The sequence below is a fragment of the Enterococcus sp. OL5 genome, assembly GCF_006491895.1.
Lineage (GTDB): Bacteria > Bacillota > Bacilli > Lactobacillales > Enterococcaceae > Enterococcus_D > Enterococcus_D innesii.
The window spans coordinates 280222-298966 of sequence record NZ_VHIL01000003.1 but is presented as its reverse complement, the minus strand read 5'-3'; the positions used below and the strand labels follow the sequence as shown (position 1 = coordinate 298966).

13 protein-coding genes and 1 pseudogene are annotated in these 18745 nt (G+C 43.3%); 12 read left to right on the top strand and 2 right to left on the bottom strand.

Annotated features, from left to right (window positions below; translation table 11 throughout):
- Positions 1-13 precede the first annotated feature (13 nt).
- Together FJU10_RS05615 and FJU10_RS05610 are read left to right on the top strand one after the other, a co-directional pair.
- Positions 14-952 (top strand): ABC transporter ATP-binding protein, encoded by a 939-nt coding sequence (locus FJU10_RS05615; RefSeq protein ID WP_005227998.1) that lies wholly within the window; start codon positions 14-16, stop codon positions 950-952.
- Positions 953-982: 30 nt separating this feature from the next.
- The gene (locus tag FJU10_RS05610; RefSeq protein WP_140965367.1) at positions 983-1981 is read left to right on the top strand and encodes an RNA-guided endonuclease TnpB family protein; all 999 of its coding nucleotides are present in this window, start codon (positions 983-985) and stop codon (positions 1979-1981) included.
- A 145-nt stretch (positions 1982-2126) separates the two neighbouring features.
- Here FJU10_RS05610 and FJU10_RS05605 read toward each other — a convergent pair whose 3' ends face one another.
- A complete protein-coding gene (locus FJU10_RS05605) occupies positions 2127-2957 on the bottom strand; it encodes an NUDIX domain-containing protein (protein WP_005233702.1) in 831 nt (276 codons plus the stop codon).
- Positions 2958-3007: 50 nt separating this feature from the next.
- Positions 3008-3283: a hypothetical protein gene (locus FJU10_RS05600; protein WP_081117773.1), complete on the bottom strand. Its 276-nt coding sequence runs from the start codon at positions 3281-3283 to the stop codon at positions 3008-3010.
- A 356-nt stretch (positions 3284-3639) separates the two neighbouring features.
- On the opposite strand from FJU10_RS05600, the gene metG reads away from it, so the two are divergent.
- The 10 genes and pseudogenes from metG (at position 3640) to FJU10_RS05550 (ending at position 18728) form a co-directional block, all read left to right on the top strand.
- The gene (gene metG / locus FJU10_RS05595; RefSeq protein ID WP_140965366.1) at positions 3640-5646 is read left to right on the top strand and encodes a methionine--tRNA ligase; all 2007 of its coding nucleotides are present in this window, start codon (positions 3640-3642) and stop codon (positions 5644-5646) included.
- Between the two features lie 262 nt (positions 5647-5908).
- A complete protein-coding gene (locus FJU10_RS05590; protein WP_081117772.1) occupies positions 5909-8587 on the top strand; it encodes a cation-translocating P-type ATPase in 2679 nt (892 codons plus the stop codon).
- Between the two features lie 170 nt (positions 8588-8757).
- Positions 8758-9186, top strand: a complete 429-nt coding sequence (locus FJU10_RS05585; RefSeq protein WP_005228008.1) for a hypothetical protein — start codon at positions 8758-8760, stop codon at positions 9184-9186.
- A 494-nt stretch (positions 9187-9680) separates the two neighbouring features.
- Positions 9681-11183 (top strand): ribosomal protection-like ABC-F family protein, encoded by a 1503-nt coding sequence (abc-f, locus tag FJU10_RS05580; RefSeq protein WP_140965365.1) that lies wholly within the window; start codon positions 9681-9683, stop codon positions 11181-11183.
- 468 nt (positions 11184-11651) lie between these two features.
- Positions 11652-12725, top strand: a complete 1074-nt coding sequence (locus tag FJU10_RS05575; RefSeq protein WP_096741761.1) for an ABC transporter ATP-binding protein — start codon at positions 11652-11654, stop codon at positions 12723-12725.
- Positions 12725-13605: pseudogene (locus tag FJU10_RS05570) on the top strand (carbohydrate ABC transporter permease). Before FJU10_RS05575 ends, FJU10_RS05570 begins: the two are co-directional and overlap by 1 nt.
- Before the next feature lie 4 nt (positions 13606-13609).
- Positions 13610-14428, top strand: a complete 819-nt coding sequence (locus tag FJU10_RS05565) for a carbohydrate ABC transporter permease (RefSeq protein ID WP_005228015.1) — start codon at positions 13610-13612, stop codon at positions 14426-14428.
- Positions 14412-15704 carry an MBL fold metallo-hydrolase gene (locus FJU10_RS05560; RefSeq protein WP_140965364.1) on the top strand — a complete coding sequence of 431 codons (1293 nt, stop codon included), beginning with the start codon at positions 14412-14414 and terminating at the stop codon, positions 15702-15704. Before FJU10_RS05565 ends, FJU10_RS05560 begins: the two co-directional genes overlap by 17 nt.
- A 16-nt stretch (positions 15705-15720) precedes the next feature.
- Positions 15721-17004, top strand: a complete 1284-nt coding sequence (locus tag FJU10_RS05555) for an ABC transporter substrate-binding protein (RefSeq protein ID WP_081117767.1) — start codon at positions 15721-15723, stop codon at positions 17002-17004.
- Positions 17005-17180: 176 nt separating this feature from the next.
- Positions 17181-18728 carry a bifunctional metallophosphatase/5'-nucleotidase gene (locus tag FJU10_RS05550; protein WP_140965363.1) on the top strand — a complete coding sequence of 516 codons (1548 nt, stop codon included), beginning with the start codon at positions 17181-17183 and terminating at the stop codon, positions 18726-18728.
- Positions 18729-18745 lie beyond the last annotated feature (17 nt).

Genomic DNA, 18745 nt, shown 5'->3' with positions numbered 1-18745 from the left:
GGAGGAGAAACGGTTGGAAAAAGTTTTACTTGAAGTAAAGAATCTTAAACAATATTTTAACGTTGGCCGCAAAGACGAAGTCAAAGCCGTCGATGATATCTCCTTCCAAATCTATGAAGGAGAAACCTTTGGTCTAGTAGGCGAATCCGGAAGTGGAAAATCGACCACTGGACGGACGGTGATTCGTTTGAATAACCCTACCGGAGGCGAAGTTCTTTTTGATGGACAAGATGTTATGAAAATCAAAGGCAAGAAACCGCTGGCTGATTTTCGCCGGGAAGTCCAAATGGTCTTCCAAGATCCTTATGCCTCCTTGAATCCCCGGATGAAAGTTCGGGACATTATTGCTGAAGGGATCGATATCAACGGATTAGCCAAAAATGAAAAAGAACGCAATGATCGGGTGGATGAACTTTTGCGAACGGTCGGACTCAACCCAAGTCACGGGACCCGTTATCCCCATGAATTTTCAGGGGGACAACGTCAACGGATCGGGATCGCCCGCGCGTTAGCCGTCGATCCAAAATTCATTATCTGTGATGAACCGATCTCGGCATTGGATGTTTCGATCCAAGCCCAAGTCGTTAACTTGTTGCAAGATCTGCAAGAAGAACATAAATTGACGTACTTGTTTATCGCCCATGATTTATCGATGGTCAAACACATCAGCGATCGGATCGGCGTGATGCACAACGGCAAACTGCTAGAAGTAGGCACCAGCGATGAAATCTATCATTACGGGGTCCATCCGTATACTGAAAGTCTTTTATCAGCGATTCCGCTGCCAGATCCTGACCATGAGCGTCAACGCAAACGGATCAAATACGTCAGCGAACCAAACGATAACCAAGAACGAGCAATGGAAGAAATCGCACCAGGACATTTCGTTTATGCCACGAAAAAAGAAGCAAAGATCTATCAAGAAAAGTTAGCACAAAAAAAGGGGAACTAGCGTCAAAGGTATAGGGAGTGTTAGGAGGAGATGAAACTGGGTGTTTTAAAAGCATACAAATTTCGGATCTATCCTAATGGACAGCAAAAACAGTTTTTCATCGAAACCTTCGGCTGTGTACGGTTTACGTACAATCAACTGCTGGAGGCGAAGATGGAAGAGCTGGCCAACAATGAAGCAAAGCAAGGGTTGACGCCAGCCAAACTAAAAAAGGAGTATCCTTTTTTGAAGGAGACCGATAGTTTGGCATTGGCGAATGCACAACGGAATCTGGACCGAGCGTTTCGAAATTACTTTCAAAAGCGGGCTGGCTTTCCAAAAATGAAAACCAAAAAAAGTATCTGGCAATCGTATACCACCAATAATCAGCAGCACACCATTTATTTTGAAGAGGATCAAATCAAGCTGCCAAAGCTTAAAACACTGGTTCCCGTAAAAAAGCATCGGGAGATCAAAGGGAAAATCAAATCGGCAACGATCTCAGCAAAAAACAACGAAGAGTTTTACATCTCGATCCTTTGTTTGGAAGAGATCACGCCACTCCCGAAACAGCAAGCGTCTATCGCGGTTGTTTATGATCCACAGCAGTTGGTCAAAGCCAACCAGCCGGTACCCATCACCTGTGAACATGCCATCCAAACGAAGAAAAAGCTGACACGAGCAGAACGCAAACTTCAGGTGAAAGCTACGGCGGTCAAACGGAAAAAAATCCTTTTGACTCAGGCACGAAATTATCAGAAGCTAAAAGGAAAGGTCGCTCGCCTTTATCGTTTTCACTGCTGTCAAAAGCGGGAATTCATCGATCAAGTCAGCTACCATCTCGTAAAACAGTATGATACGATCTATTTGGAACAAATCGCAGAAGATACGGTTTTAAAAGCTGGTCATTACAGCATCAGTGATTGGCATCAATTCGTTCGTAAAATCCAGTACAAAGCGCAGTGGTACGGTAAAGAACTGCGTTTTGTCACGTTGGATACGCAGGACCAACAGAAGCTAGAACGGCTCTCAGGCGAAATGAGTAGCTGAGCCACTTGAACTGGAAGGAACGCCAGAGATCGCCTAGGGTATAGAAAAAATCTTTAAGATTTTTGTTTCTAGGAACCACGTTCACTAATTATGATTAACCAGCACCCCCCTGCCAAACTAAGGTCTGACAGGGGGTTGTATTTTTTTACATTTTATCACCTAAAAATGCGTCATTTAAGCGATAGATCTTTGAGGGACGCCCGATGCCGACGGGCTTTTCGCCAACTTCCGTAAAATATTGGAGCATGGATTTTTTGAAGTTGGAATGATCGATCATTTTAAAATCGATCCCTAAAAACTTGGCGAATACTTTACGGGCTTCCGTGATCGTAAAGTCTTTGCCTAACACAAGAAGCACTTGCGGCTCGTGTTCCATCTTGTTGGCAACCCGTTTGAAGGCTTTGAGAATGATCGCGCTGTGGTCAAAAGCCAACGTATCTTTTCCAACAGAGGCGCCAGTCACCAAGTCAAGAATGATCTCGATCTCACCGCTGGTCAAATAGATTTGATTGGCTTTTCTTTCCAGAGAGAACCAGCGCACTTGATTCGCATCGTCCCCAGCACTCAAAGGCTCTTCACCAATAAATGCCAAATAGCTGACGGTGATTACCCACCCACGCGGATCACGACCAGGGGTGCTGAAGGTATGCAACTGTTCGATGTTTTGCTTGGAGATGGTGACCCCAATCTCTTCTTGGGTCTCACGGATCACACTTTGCCCCGTCGATTCATTGGGATTGACGAAGCCCCCTGGCAATGCCCAAGAATTACGGAAAGGATGCCCTTTTCTTTGGATTAGCGCAATTTTGAGTTGTTCTTCTTCTTTGTTGTAACACATCAACACCATATCGACGGTTACGGAGGGTTTCTCGTATTTTGGCTGATCTTGTGCCTGATACCACGTAAGAAAGTCTGCTTCAGAAGCTTCTTTTTCATAGTAGTGCTTTTCAGCTGATTTTGAGGTAAATTCTTTCATTGGTTTCTCCTGCCTTAGATAAAGTAAGTAACTGAGCGCGATGGTTTTCCTTAACGGAAAAAATAAGGAACGATCAAATTAATGAAAAACAATGCGAGATAAAGCCAAGAAGACCGAGGGTGTTCTTTGAGCGCTGAATAACCCCAAAGAGCGATCCAGAGCAGAAAAGCTACCCGTAGGATTGCCAGCGCTGTCGCAAAAAGCGCCGCGTAATCATGGCTGTTGAAGTAAGCAAACAAAAAGGGGTAACCTGTGGTTGAAAAAAGCAAGTGCCCCACAGAAAGCACGGTTAAAAGCAAAAAATGCTGTTTGTTTTTTCGGGTCATAGCGTTCCTTTCTATAAGTGAAGTCTTCCTCATTATAGCAAAAGAAGTACCTGTTAATCAAAGAGAGATAAAACAGCTTTATTTCCTATGAGATTTGTTGTCAGGATCAGATTCTTCCCCTAGAACATTGAAGTGAACGGCTATCTGCGCTATGATAACTAGTAGAAAAGAAATACTCAAATCTGCTGGTTTATTTGCTGCGTTTTAAGGACCAAAACGATTCCTTTGCTTCTTTTAGAGCATGAAGAAAGGTCTTAGGTTGTCCGCTTTTTTGATTAAATTTATAGCATTTTTGGGTTGCGAACTGTATACTACCTAAGTATACACTTTACTAGTGAAAAGGAGGACTTGCGTCCATGGCTGAAAAAGAAACATTCTATATTACGACGCCAATTTATTATCCAAGCGGCAAGCTGCATATCGGGAATTCTTACACGACGATCGCTTGTGATGCGGTAGCACGATACAAACGATTGATGGGCTTTGATGTCTTTTATTTGACGGGTGTCGATGAGCACGGTCAAAAAATCGAGAAAAAAGCAGAAGAACTTGGCGTAGATCCGCAAGAATATGTCGACAAAATGGCAGCTGACGTCAAGAAATTATGGAACACACTAGACATCAGTTATGACAAATTTATCCGTACAACGGATGACTACCATAAAACAGCCGTTCAAAAAATCTTCCAGCAATTGCTTGATCAAGGCGATATCTATCTTGGAGAATACGAAGGCTGGTATTCCGTTTCTGATGAAGAGTACTTTACCGAAACGCAACTAGCAGAAGTTTACCGCGATGAAGAGGGCAAAGTCATCGGCGGTAAAGCGCCAAGTGGTCATGAGGTAGAATTGGTGAAGGAATCTTCTTATTTCTTCCGCATGAGCAAATATGCCGATCGTTTGGTTGAATACTATGATGAACACCCAGAGTTCATTCAACCAGAATCACGTAAAAATGAAATGCTGAATAATTTCATCAAACCCGGCTTAGAAGACTTGGCTGTTTCCAGAACGACCTTTAAATGGGGCATCCCAGTCACTGCTAGTCCTGAACACGTGGTATATGTGTGGATCGATGCGTTATCCAACTATATTACGGCATTAGGCTATGGCTCAGACGACGATTCCTTGTTCCAAAAATACTGGCCAGCTGACGTGCATATGGTTGGGAAAGAAATCGTGCGTTTCCATACGATCTATTGGCCAATCATGCTGATGGCCTTAGACTTGCCATTACCGAAAAAAATCTTTGGCCATGGCTGGTTGATGATGAAAGACGGCAAGATGTCGAAATCAAAAGGCAATGTCGTTTATCCAGAAATGTTAGTGGAACGCTATAGCTTAGATGCGTTGCGTTACTATCTATTACGGGCGGTTCCTTTTGGTAGCGATGGTGTATTTACACCAGAAGATTTCGTCTCTCGTTTGAACTACGATCTAGCCAACGACTTAGGAAACTTGCTGAATCGGACGATCGCCATGATCAATAAATATTGTGATGGTTTAGTGCCGGACTATGCCTCAAAAGTGACACCTTTTGATAGCGAGTTGTCAACGACTGCTGCCAATGTGGTCGGTCGTTACCATGAAGCCATGGACAAAATGGAATTCAGTACGGCATTATCCGAAGTTTGGACATTGATTTCTCGCGCCAATAAATACATTGACGAAACCCAACCATGGGTGCTAGCCAAAGAAGAAGAAAAGCGCGCAGAATTAAATAGTGTGATGGTTCATTTGGCGGAAAGCTTACGCATCGTCGCAATCTTATTGCAACCGGTGATGACAGAAACACCAGCCAATATTTTCCAACAACTAGGGTTAGCTTCTGTTGCCATGGATCTGAAAGATTTGCGCTTCGGTGAATTTCCAAGTGGTACGAAAGTCGTTGCTAAAGGCACACCGATTTTCCCTCGTTTGGAACTTGAAACAGAAGTAGCCTACATCCAAAAGAAAATGGCTGAAGGGACACAAAGTCCAGAAGAAACGGTGAAATGGGACCCAGAAGAAACCACACTGCAATCAGAGAAAGCCGAAATCAAATACGAAGACTTCGATAAGATCGAATTAAAAGTGGCAGAAGTCGTTGACTGTCAAAAAGTCAAAGGCGCCGACAAGCTGCTGCAATTCCGCTTAGCTGCTGGGGATGATCAAGATCGTCAAATTTTATCGGGGATCGCTGAATTTTATCCAGAACCACAAGATTTGATCGGCAAAAAAGTCGTGATCGTTTCCAACTTAAAACCACGGAAAATGCGGGGGCAAGTCAGCCAAGGAATGATCCTTTCGGCAGAAGACAATGATGGTCGTCTGCAAATCGTGGAAGCACCAAAAGGCATGCCAAACGGCTCGATCATCGCTTGATTTTTAGGAGAAATCCTTTGTTGAATTTCAGCGAAAATAAAATTGCCAGACCCGAAAAGTTTTTGTATAATGTAGGTTATTGATATGAACATGAGGGAGTAATTGGCGGATTTTATCTGCGGCAGTATCACCATCCTGAAAGAAATTTCTGGTGCTGTCTTAAACAGTGAGACTTATGTATGCTTAGACAGTGCATACATAAGTCTATTTTTTTTCATATCATGTACAATAAAGGAAGAGTAACTATAAAAGGAGGAGAAACATGTCAGAAGAAAATAAAAAGGAACAGCTTTCGCAGGCGTTTTATGCGCAAGAAGCGCAGCATGTTCTGGAAGAAATGCAAACAGATGCCAATGGATTAACGAACGATGAAGCACAAAAACGCTTATCTGAGTATGGTCCCAACGAATTAGAAGAAGGCAAAAAGAAATCGATGGCACAAAAATTCTTTGAGCAATTCAAAGATTTGATGATCATCGTTTTGCTAGCGGCGGCGATTATCTCAGCAGTCGTTTCCCATGAAGTCGTGGACTCAATTATTATTTTAGCAGTTGTCATTATCAACGCGATCATGGGTGTTGTTCAAGAGGCAAAGGCAGAGCAGGCGATCGAAGCGCTAAGGGAAATGTCCACCCCAAATGCCAATGTCTTGCGTAATGGTCATACCGTCACCATCAAGAGCGATGAATTGGTTCCGGGGGATATTGTCCTGTTAGAAGCTGGCGATGTCGTACCGGCAGATTTACGCCTCTTAGAAGCAAGTTCGTTAAAAATTGAAGAAGCCGCTTTGACCGGTGAATCCGTACCAGTCGAAAAAGAATTGACTGTCATCGACGGGACGGATGTCGGGATCGGCGATCGCGTCAATATGGCTTATTCAAACAGTAATGTGACCTATGGCCGCGGAAAAGGGGTCGTGGTCAATACAGGGATGGGAACTGAAGTTGGGAAAATCGCTGGCATGTTGGCTAGCGCCCAAGAAACCGAAACACCGTTGAAGCGTAACTTAAATGAACTAGGAAAATTCCTGACGATCGCCATCATTATCATTGCAGTGATCATGTTCTTCGTTGGAACGATCTTTAACAATACGTCATGGGTCGACATGCTATTGACTTCGATCTCATTAGCAGTAGCGGCGATCCCAGAAGGGCTGCCAGCGATCGTAACGATCATCTTAGCCTTAGGTACGCAAGTCATGGCGAAACGAAATGCAGTGATCCGTAAATTACCAGCGGTTGAAACCCTTGGGGCAACGGACATTATCGCTTCTGATAAAACCGGTACTTTGACGTTGAATCAAATGACCGTGGAAAAATTGTATGTCAATAACAAACAACATGCTGCTTCAGAAGATATTCCGTTAGACAACATGGCATTAAAAGTCATGAACTTTGCCAATGATACAAAATTTGGTGAAGAAGGCAACTTGATCGGTGATCCGACCGAAACTGCCTTGGTACAATTTGGGATGGATCAAGGATTCCATGTGCGGGATCTCGTCAATCAAGAACCACGGATAGCGGATCTGCCCTTTGATTCTGACCGAAAACTAATGAGTACGATCCACCAACAAGAAGACGGTCGCTATTTAGTTGCTGTCAAAGGTGCACCGGATGTCTTGTTAGGCAGAACCTCAAAAGTGCTATTGGATGGCCAAGAGCTGCCAATGACCGATGAGGAAAAAGAAAAAATCTTATTCAACAATACCGATCTGGCAAAACAAGCGTTACGGGTATTGGGGATGGCCTACAAATACGTAGACCAAGTACCAGAAAACTTAGAATCAGAAATTGTCGAAAATGACCTCGTCTTTGCTGGCTTAGTCGGAATGATCGATCCAGAACGGGCAGAAGCAGCCGATGCGGTACGTTTAGCCAAAGAAGCTGGAATTCGTCCAATCATGATCACCGGAGACCACCGCGATACGGCAGAAGCTATTGCCGGACGTTTAGGGATCATCAAACCGGGCGATGATGATGCCGTCTTGACTGGTGCTGAACTCAATAAAATGAGCGATGAAGAGTTCGCTCAAAAAGTAGCCCACTATTCAGTCTATGCGCGGGTATCACCGGAACATAAAGTCCGCATCGTTAAAGCTTGGCAACAAGAAGGCAAAGTCGTTGCTATGACCGGTGACGGGGTCAACGATGCACCATCACTGAAGCAAGCCGATATTGGTGTCGGCATGGGGATCACAGGTACCGAAGTTTCTAAAGGTGCTTCCGATATGGTCCTAGCCGATGACAACTTTGCTACGATCGTCGTAGCAGTGGAAGAAGGACGAAAAGTCTTCTCCAATATTCAAAAAGCGATTCAATACTTGCTAGCCGCTAACCTAGGGGAAGTTTTGACCTTGTTCTTAGCAACCTTGTGGGGTTGGGACTCGCTATTGCCGATCCACTTGCTTTGGATCAACCTAGTAACGGATACCTTCCCAGCAATTGCCTTAGGAATGGAGCCTGCTGAAAAAGATTTAATGAAACATGCACCGCGGGGACGCAGTTCCAACTTCTTTTCTGGTGGTGTGATGAGTAGTATCATCTACCAAGGGATCTTAGAAGCGGCAACCGTGCTGTTCGTTTATTGGTCAGCGATCCAATGGCCCGTTCACAATACGTACGATGCGATCCATGCCGATGCCTTAACGATGGCTTTTGCCACGTTAGGATTGATGCAGTTGTTCCATGCCTTCAACGTCAAATCGATCCATCAGTCGCTCTTTAAAGTAGGGGCATTTAGAAACAAAGCCTTCAACTGGGCGATCCTGTTGTCCTTTGCGTTGATGCTAGTGATCTTCATCGTGCCAGGATTAAATGATATCTTCCGTGTTGCACACCTTGACTTGTATCAATGGGGCATCGTTTTAGGCGCCTCCTTTGCGATCATTCCAGTCGTTGAGATCGTCAAAGCGATCCAACGAGCAATGGGACGCAAATAAGCCAAAATAAACGGAAAAACAATCAATGGTCTGCTGTCCTTCTCCATGGGCAGCAGGCCATTTTTTGCTGACTTATTTTCGATACACCTTGTGTCTGTTTCTTGACCTTTTCATTTGCAGTAAGAAACGGTAAAATAGAAGATAATAACAAAGAAAGTAGGGAACCCACTGTGCGACCAAACTTAGGTTTTTATGTACAAACAATCAACGATCTTGTCAAAGAAACAGAAGCGATCGGGGAGAAAATGAATCCCAATTATGAAGAGATCCGCAAAGCGATCGACGAGAAAAAAGAAGCCGAGGTAACACCTGAGCGGCTAGCTGAGATTACCAGAATTTTTAAAGAAGGCACGGACAAATACCGCTTGATGCTGGAAAAAATCAGCAAATTGCGCCCACCAGCAAATGTGATGGGGATCCATAAAAAATTCGAGCGGGCGTATATGAAATATGTTGCCGGCTGTGATGAGATGATTTTGAGTCTGGATAACAAAATCGACCAAGAAGCCTTTGATGCGGCAGAAGCTAAGCAAGATGAAGCAACGGATGAAATTTCTTTTGCTATCCAACGGATGACCGCTTTATTGTTAAAAAAATGATAAACATTCCAGTTAAACAAGAGTTATTTAATTTAACTGTTATGTTTTTCACATGTAAAGTTTTTTTATCGGAGGTATAATGAATTCACAACCAACAACCTTTTTATTTTTCATTTTACTCCTTTTGCCATCAGGACTAACCAACCTGATGGTTTTTTTGTTTTTCAAGTGTTTTTTAATGAAACGTTTCCAGCGATAACGGGTTTAGTTTGTGAATAAAATAGAAAGATAAAGCAGCAGTGAGTACCGAACTTGCGCTTTTTTGTCGATCAATGCTATACTTAGGGCACTATTAAACGAAATGAGGGATCCTCCATTGAAAAATTAACCAATTTGTTGAAAGCTGCATGAAACTGTTCCTCCAAGGGGATAGTCTGCAGATTTTCAGGATTGGTTGACTTTTTCAATGGGGGATCTTTTTGTGTACCTCTAAAAACTGATTCTGAAAATAGCTTTAGTCTACTCTATTCCGTGAATAGAGACGAGGTATATTTATGTCGAATATCAGTATTAATCATTTAACTTTTGGCTTTGATAGCCAGGAACGGTTGCTTTTTGAGGATGCCAACTTGAACCTTGATACACAATGGAAATTAGGGTTGATTGGCAGAAATGGTCGCGGCAAAACGACCTTGCTGCGTCTGCTGCTCAATGAATTGCCTTATAGCGGCTCGATCACCCATGAGCAACAATTTGTTTATTTTCCCTTAACCGTCGCTGATGATCAGCAATTGACGCTTTTTGTTTTACAGGAATCTGGCGAATTTGAGCAGTGGCGTTTGGAGCGGGAATTGAACCTGCTGCAACTTGATCCAGAAGTGCTTTGGCGTCCCTTTGCGACTTTATCTGGCGGCGAGCAAACGAAAGTCCTATTGGCGCGGTTGTTCGTTGATGAAGAGAATTTTCCTTTGATCGATGAACCGACCAACCATTTGGATGTGACCGCTCGCCAACATGTTGCCCGCTATTTGCAGCAAAAAACCGGGTTTATCGTTGTGAGCCATGATCGACAGTTTGTCGATGAAGTCGTCGATCATGTATTGGCGATCGAAAAAAGCCGCTTGGTGTTGTACAAAGGGAATTATTCAGTCTATGAGCTGCAAAAGCAGCAAAAAGATGCCTATGAGCAAGAACAAAACAGCAAGTTGAAAAAAGAAATCGGGCGTTTGAAGCAGACAGCAGCCGAAAAAGCGGAGTGGTCCCGAGGACGCGAACGGGACAAATTAGGGTCGCCGACCAAAAAAGGCAGCGGGGCAGTCTATGATACGGGGGCGATCGGTGCCCGAGCGGCACGGACCATGAAGCGCTCGAAAGCGATCGTTAAACGGATGGAAGATCAAATTCAAGACAAGTCTGCGTTGTTAAAAGACATTGAGTGGATCGATCCGCTGAAAATGACCCCACTGGTTAGCCATCATGACGTGTTGCTGGAAGCAGAGCATTTTCAGCTCGGCTATGAGCAGCCTTTGTTTAAACCGCTGACGTTTGCGATCCGTCAAAAAGAGCGCTTGGGGATTCAAGGGGCCAACGGATCTGGCAAGTCCAGTTTGATTGCGAGTATTTTAGGTACTTTCGATGGACAGCAGACAGGGACGATCAAAACAGCCCACGGGATCACTATTAGTTACGTCCGGCAAAATTATGAGGACAACCGTGGGATGCTGACAGAATTTGCCCAAGAGCATGGCTTGAATTATCAAGATCTGCTAAATAATTTAAAAAAACTTGGCTTGGAAAGAACTGTCTTTCAAACCCCGATCCAGCAAATGAGTATGGGGCAACGTAAACGCGTGGAGCTAGCCAAATCATTAGCAACACCAGCGGAATTGTTTATCTGGGATGAACCGCTGAATTATTTGGACGTCTTCAATCAGAAGCAATTAGAGGAAGTGATCCATTTGGTGGAGCCTTCTATGCTGATCATTGAACACGACCGTTATTTTCTTGAGCAAGTCTCAACGAAATTGCTGACGTTGACGATCGATGAAAAAGAATGAATAAAGGGAAAAAAGGACGATTGTTTTCTTAAATAAATCGTTCTTTTTTGTTATTTTAAACGGGAATTTACTGGCAGGTTTAGTAAATAAATACTAAGGGTGCTTTTGATAAAAAAGAAGTGTAAAAATAGTGTTATTATACACAGCTGCGTATATTTGATAAAATTCATTCATTTTTTCATGAAAATTTTCGAAAAATGACGAAATGTTCGTGTTTAGTGGGTGCAATCCCCTTTGGGCTACTCATCGTTTTCTCATTATTAGGTAAATTAATTAAAAATTCTTTCATAATTCCCAATGATTTTTACAAAACATTTACAATAATAGTATCGAATAAAAACATTAGTTTGTTATGATTAAAATCGAATTTCTTTGAGCGTTTGACCGAAACATCAAGAGTTCGTTTTTTTTGTGACTTGAAATGCCAGTCAACTATTCGGAGGAAAAAGAGAAAATGGAGGGGCAGTTTTGATAGAAGTAGTCGGGTTGAAGAAGGTTTTCGATAATAAGTTTGAAGCCTTGAAAGCAGTAGATTTTACAATAGAAAAAGGCGATTTGGTTTGTTTGTTGGGACCGAGTGGTTGTGGGAAATCGACGATATTGAATTTGATCGCGGGGTTGTTAAGTCCCACCGATGGAGATATCCGCTTTAATGGTACTTCCGTTGTTAAGACGGAGCCGAAAGACCGCAATATCGGGTTTGTTTTTCAGAATTATGCCCTTTATCCCCATATGACTGTGTTAGAAAATGTCATGTTTCCCTTGACAGTCGGAGAGAAAAAAATCAAGAAAAATGAAGCACAAAAAATTGCTGAGAAGTTCATGAAACTGACCAATATTGAAGAATTAAGTCAGAAAAAACCTGGAACCCTTTCCGGTGGACAGCAGCAACGGGTCGCTATTACTCGTGCTTTGGTACAAAGTCCAGAAGTGTTACTGCTAGATGAACCATTGAGTAACCTAGATGCCCGTTTGCGCTTGAAGATCCGTGAAGAGATCCGTCGGTTAGTCAAAGAAGTAGGTATCACCACGATCTTCGTGACTCATGACCAGGAAGAAGCTCTTTCTATCAGTGATAAGATCATTTTGATGAACGAAGGGATCATTCAGCAAAATGATGATCCGCAAAACCTTTACTTAGAACCAAACAATCTTTTCGTAGCGAAATTTATTGGTAATCCAATCATCAACATCTTGCCAGTAGAAGTCAAAGAGGGACAAATGATCCATCCAGCGTTTACGATCCCGGTTGACCGCTTTACCGACATTCGCTTCAAAAAACCATTGACAGACGGCCAATATACGTTAGGTATTCGTCCAGAAGATGTGCTGACCACTTTACAAGCAGGGTTGTTCCAAACAGAAATCAAGAGTGTAGAGCTGATCGGACGAGAACGAATCTTGAACTTTGATCTGGCTGAAAAACATATGAAATCGATCGTTAGTATTGAAGAGATCATTGAAGAAGGCGCGCAAGTGTCATTTGATTTTCATTACAAAAAAGCCTTTATCTTTGATGAAAAAGGAGAGCGGGTCTACTAATGTTCAAAAAAAATTATAACCCTGAGAATCAACCAAAGGCGTGGCTGTTTTTACTGCCTTCATTGGTCATTATTTTCTTATTCAGTGTGTATCCGCTGTTTCGTTCCTTCATCATGAGTTTCCAAAAAGGAACCTTGATTAACCAACAGTATGCTGGGCTTGAGAACTATCAAAGGGTTTTAACGGACCCCGTATTCTTTCGAGCACTGCAAAACACAGCGCTGTTTGCTTTTGCGGTCGTGCCGATCTCGCTGATTCTCTCATTAGCGATTGCTTGGATCATTTTTGAAAAAGTCAAATACAAAAGTTTTTTTGAAACGATCTTCTTTATGCCCTATGTCACAAGTACGATTGCGATCGGGATCGTGTTTCGTTACTTTTTCAATGGCTCTTACGGGATCATTAATTATCTGCTAGGTCTTGTCGGCATTGCGCCAGTCAATTGGCTAGATAACGTCAACATGAGTATGACGACTTTGATCATCTTCGGCGTTTGGACGAGCCTCGCCTTCAACATTATTATCTTGTTGGCAGGAATGCGCAACATCGACAAAGAACACTATAAAATCGCAAAAATGTTTGGCGCTACCGATGGCGAAATTTTTCGGAAAATCACCTTTCCGCAGTTGATCCCGACCTTTGCTTTCTTGTTGACGGTCAATCTGATCAGTGCCTTTAAAGTTTATACTCAAGTATATGCTTTGTTTGGCGGCCAGCCAGGGATCGCTCGTAGTGCCACGACAGCAGTCTTTTATATTTATGACAAATTCCATATTGCCGACGTCCGGGGATTGCAATGGCGGCAACCGTGATCTTGTTCATCATTATTTTGCTCGTCACCTTTATCCAAAATAAACTTTTGAAGAAAGTGGGCGAGTAAACGAATGAAAAAAATTGTGACGATTGTTTCGATGTTGTTTTTAGCAATTTTAGCAGTGATCACGCTGTTTCCCTTTGTCTATATGATCTTGGCTGGGCTAATGACCTACAGTGAAGCAACCAGTATTCCACCGACGATCATGCCGGAGTCTTTCCAGTGGAGCAACTACGGGGAAGTCTTTACCCGAGCACCGTTTTTACGCTACTTCTTTAATACGGTCTTCGTTTCTGCGGTGACGACTATCGCGACGCTGATCACGGCGATTCTAGCTGCCTTTGCATTAACAAGTCTTGAATTCAAATACAAACGTCTCGTGATTGGCTTGATGATCTCGTTATTGATGGTTCCTTATGAATCGATCATTTTCACCAATTACAATACGATTGCGCGAATGGGCTTATTGAATACGTATAGTGCCTTGATCATTCCCTTTTTGACCAGTATTTTTTACATCTATTATTTAAACGGTTATTTACAAAGTATTTCTAATACCTTTTATAAGGCAGCCAAAATTGACGGTGCCAGCGACCTAGCTTATATCCGCCGGATTTTGATCCCCATGTCAAAACCAGCCTTAGTGACAGTCGGGATTCTGACGTTCATCTCTAGCTGGAATTCCTTCTTATGGCCGTTGTTAGTGACCAATGAGAAAAAATACCGCCTCTTAAATAATGGGTTGGCTGCCTTTACCACAGAAAGCGGCAGTGACGTTCATTTACAAATGGCGGCAGCGACCTTGACCGTCATTCCAATTCTGATCATTTACTTGATCTTTAGAAAAGAAATTATCAAAGGAGTGGCTAAAGATGGCATCAAAGGATAAAACAACGATCACCTTCCATAGCGGGATCTTAACGATTGGAGGGACCGTCATCGAAGTTGCGTACAAAGATGCCCATATCTTTTTTGACTTCGGTTCGGAATACCACCCAGAAACACCTTTACCAGATGAAGAATTACAAACTCTAGTCTCCCACCGTTGGATACCAGAACTGAAAAATGTCTACGATCCACGCTTAGACTACACGTATCAAGGCAGTGAAACGAAAGAATACCAAGAAACAGCAGTCTTCCTTTCCCATGCCCATCTGGATCACTCAAAAATGATCAACTTTTTAGACCCGAGCATTCCTATGTACACCTTGAAGGAAACCAAAGCGATCCTTGAAGTGTTGAATCAAAAAGGGGACTTCTTGCTGCCCGTTCCTCATGAGGAAAAAAGCTTTGTCCGTGAATTGATCGGCTTAGAACCGCACGATGTGATTCGAGTCGGGGAAATTGAAGTCGAGATCATTCCAGTCGATCATGATGCTTATGGAGCGGCAGCTTTGTTGATTCGCACGCCGGATCATTTTATTGCTTATACCGGTGATTTACGTTTGCATGGCTATCATCCAGAGCGTACCAAAGAATTCTGTCAATTAGCCAAACACACGGACCTATTGATGATGGAAGGGGTCAGCATCAGCTTCCCAGAAAGAGAACCGGATCCCAATGCGATCACGGTGGAAAGTGAAACAGAATTGATCGAGAAGTTTGTGCGTTTGGTCAAAGAAAATCCCCAACGACAAATTACCTTCAATGGCTATCCAGCCAATGTCGAGCGCTTTATGGCGCTTGTCGAAGCCGCACCACGGACGGTTGTTCTAGAGGCGACCCAAGCCGCATTGCTGAAAGAAATTTTCGATAAAGATGTACCGTTCTATACGATCGATGATCAAGTACCAGCGACCCTCGATCCAGCCTTCGCTATTTCTTATCAGGCATTATGTGCCGACAGGAGCCAGTACCTTTGGCAAGCAGTCGCGCATTTTGAAAACTTGCAAACAGGTGGATTGTATATTCACAGTGATGCACAGCCGTTAGGCGATTTTGATCCAGCTTACCAAGTCTTTTTGGATCAACTGGCAGCACTGGAGATCGAATTTGTCCGTTTGCCAAACTCGGGACATGCAAAACCAGCTGATTTAGATCAGATCATTGCCTGGATCGAGCCCCAACGATTGGTTCCAATCCATACGCTGAAACCAGAAAATCTGGTGAATCCGTACGGTGAAAGAATATTGCCGCAACGCGGTGAAAAAATTATTTTAGAGTGATAGAGGAGAGGAAAAAATGAAAACAAAGAAACTTGCATTTGCAGCAGCTGCAGCCGCGACATTGGTATTAGGGGCTTGTGGAAACAACAACGATTCATCTGGTTCTACGGAAAGTGATGAAATCGTTACAGAACTAAGCGAAGATACGACTGTCACCTTTTGGCATGCAATGAATGGTGCGCAAGAAGAATCATTGACGAAATTGACGGAGCAATTCATGGATGAAAATCCAAACATCAAGATCGAATTGCAAAACCAATCCAGCTACTCTGATCTACAAGCAAAGGTGAATTCAACCTTGCCTTCACCAAAAGATCTACCAACTATCACCCAAGCATATCCTGGTTGGTTATGGAATGCTGCCCAAGATGACATGTTGGTTGACCTTGGCGAATACATCAACGATGATACTATCGGTTGGGGTGACCAAGAAGAGATCCGCAGTGCCCTTTTAGAAGGCGCACAAATCGACGGCGTGCAATACGGAATTCCATTCAACAAATCAACAGAAATGCTGTTTTACAATGCAGACATGTTAGACGAGTATGGTATTGACGTACCAACAAACCTGGAAGAATTAAAAGAAGCTTCTCAAGAAATCTATGAAAAATCAAACGGTGAAGTAGTCGGTGCTGGTTTTGACTCATTAAACAACTACTACGCCATCGCAATGAAAAACCAAGGCGTTGATTTTGACAAAGACTTGCAACTAGACAGTGACGAATCAAAAGAAGTCATCAACTACTACCTAGATGGTGTCAAAGACGGCTACTTCCGAATCGCTGGTTCTGATCAATACTTGTCTGGACCATTTGCTAACAAGCAAGTCGCAATGTATGTCGGCTCCATCGCAGGGGAAGGCTTTGTTAAGAAAGATACTGAAGGCAAATTCGAATATGACGTAGCAGCTCGTCCAGAAGCCATCAACTTGCAACAAGGAACTGACTTGTACATGTTCAACAGCGCAACACCAGAGCAACGTACTGCTGCTTTTGAATACATGAAATTCTTGACTTCTCCAGAAGCGCAAAAAACATGGGCAATCGATACCGGCTACATGCCAGTTGTTGAATCTGTTTTGGAAAGCGATGAATACAAAAACAATCCTGAAACAAAAGTAGCTGCCAAATTAGAAGACGCAACCAAAGAATTGTTCTCGATCCCAGTGATTGAAAATGCTGATCCTGCTTACAATGAAATGCGTTCAATCATGGAAAACATTTTGTCTAATACAGATCAAGATGTCGATCAATTGATTGAAAATGCAAAACCACAATTAGAAGATGCTTGGAACCAATAATTCTGAATTTCTTCGTCAAAATAGGGTATAATCAGGGAAACACCTGAGAATGAAACACCAAAGGGTTTGTGCCATAAGGTTTGAAGACACAAGGAAGCAGAAAATGCTGGCTTTCGAGGGTTTTCGACTTATGCGCATGCCCTTTTGGTCTATTGAGGGGAAAAGGAGTCTTTTGAATGAAAATCACGTTTTTAGAAACGAGCGATATGCATGGCTATGTCTATCCAACCAATTTTGCCGATGATACGGAACAAGGATTCGGCGTGGCAAAAGTTGCCACCAAAATGAAAGAGCTACGTCAAGCAGCCTCCGGGCCGGTCGTAACGATCGAAAATGGCGACTTTATCCAAGGCTCGCCCTTAAGCTATTACATCGCCAAGAGCCAGCATTCCGTTGCCGCATTGACCGCTGTCGTCAACCACCTAGACGTTGATGTTCATGTCTTAGGCAATCATGAGTTCAACTACGGTCTGCCTTATTTGCAAGAAGCGATCGCCAGCTACCAAACACCAGTACTGGCAGCGAATATTTTAAATGAAGCGGGAGAACCATTTTTTGGGCAAGCCTACACCATCATTGAAAAAGAAGGGGTCAAGATCGCGATCTTAGGAATGGTGACGCCGTATATTCCTCACTGGGAACAGCCTGCGACGATTCGCGGGATGCAGTTTGTCAGCATCGTTGAGACAGCGAAAAACTATGTACCTTACTTACGAGAACAAGCCGATATCGTTGTTGTCAGTTATCATGGTGGCTTCGAGCGTGATTTAGTCACTGGGGAACCGACTGAATTATTGACCGGCGAAAATGAGGGCTATCAATTATTGCAGGAAGTCTCAGGAATCGATGCCTTCTTCACAGGACACCAACATCGTGAGATCGCCACAAAAATCAATGGTGTTCCCGTTGTACAGCCCGGTTATCGTGGAAGCTTTATCGGCGCCATCGAATTGACGGTTGAAAAAAATCACACAGGGGTTCATGTCACAAACAGTACGGCTGCGTTGATCCCTGTTGCGGATGCTCTCCCAGATCAAGAGACGTTGGCTTTGTTAGCACCCATCGAAGAAGAATTACAAACATGGCTAGATCAGCCGTTAGGCAAAGTCAGTGGGGATATGCGAATCACCGATCCGATGGGGGCACGCTTGAAAGAGCATCCTTATATTGAATTTATCAATCGTGTTCAGATGGCTGCCAGCGGCGCCAAAATTTCTGGCACTGCTCTTTTCAACAATGAAGGCAAGGGCTTTGGCTCAACCATCACGATGCGGGATGTGATCACCAATTATATTTACCCAAATACGTTAGCTGTAGTCAAAGTAACAGGTGCTGAATTAAAAGCCGCTTTAGAACAAACGGCGGATTATTTAGCCGTTGTTGACGGTCAGATCGTGTTCAATCCTGCTTTTATTGAGCCAAAACCGCAATATTATAATTACGATATGTATGAAGGCATCGAGTATACGATCGATCTTAGCCAACCCGTCGGTCAACGAATCACCCGCTTGGATTTTGAAGAAAAAGCCATTGCGATGGACCAAGAATTAGAGATCGTCATCAACCAATATCGTGCCGTGGGCGGTGGCAACTACGCGATGTTTTCTGCCGAAAAAATCGTTCGTGAGATCCAAGTCGATATGACAGAACTGATTGCTGACTATTTAAAACAGCATCCTCAGATCGAAGCTACGACGAATCAAAACTTTCTAGTGACGTTATAATAGCAAAACAGCCTGCG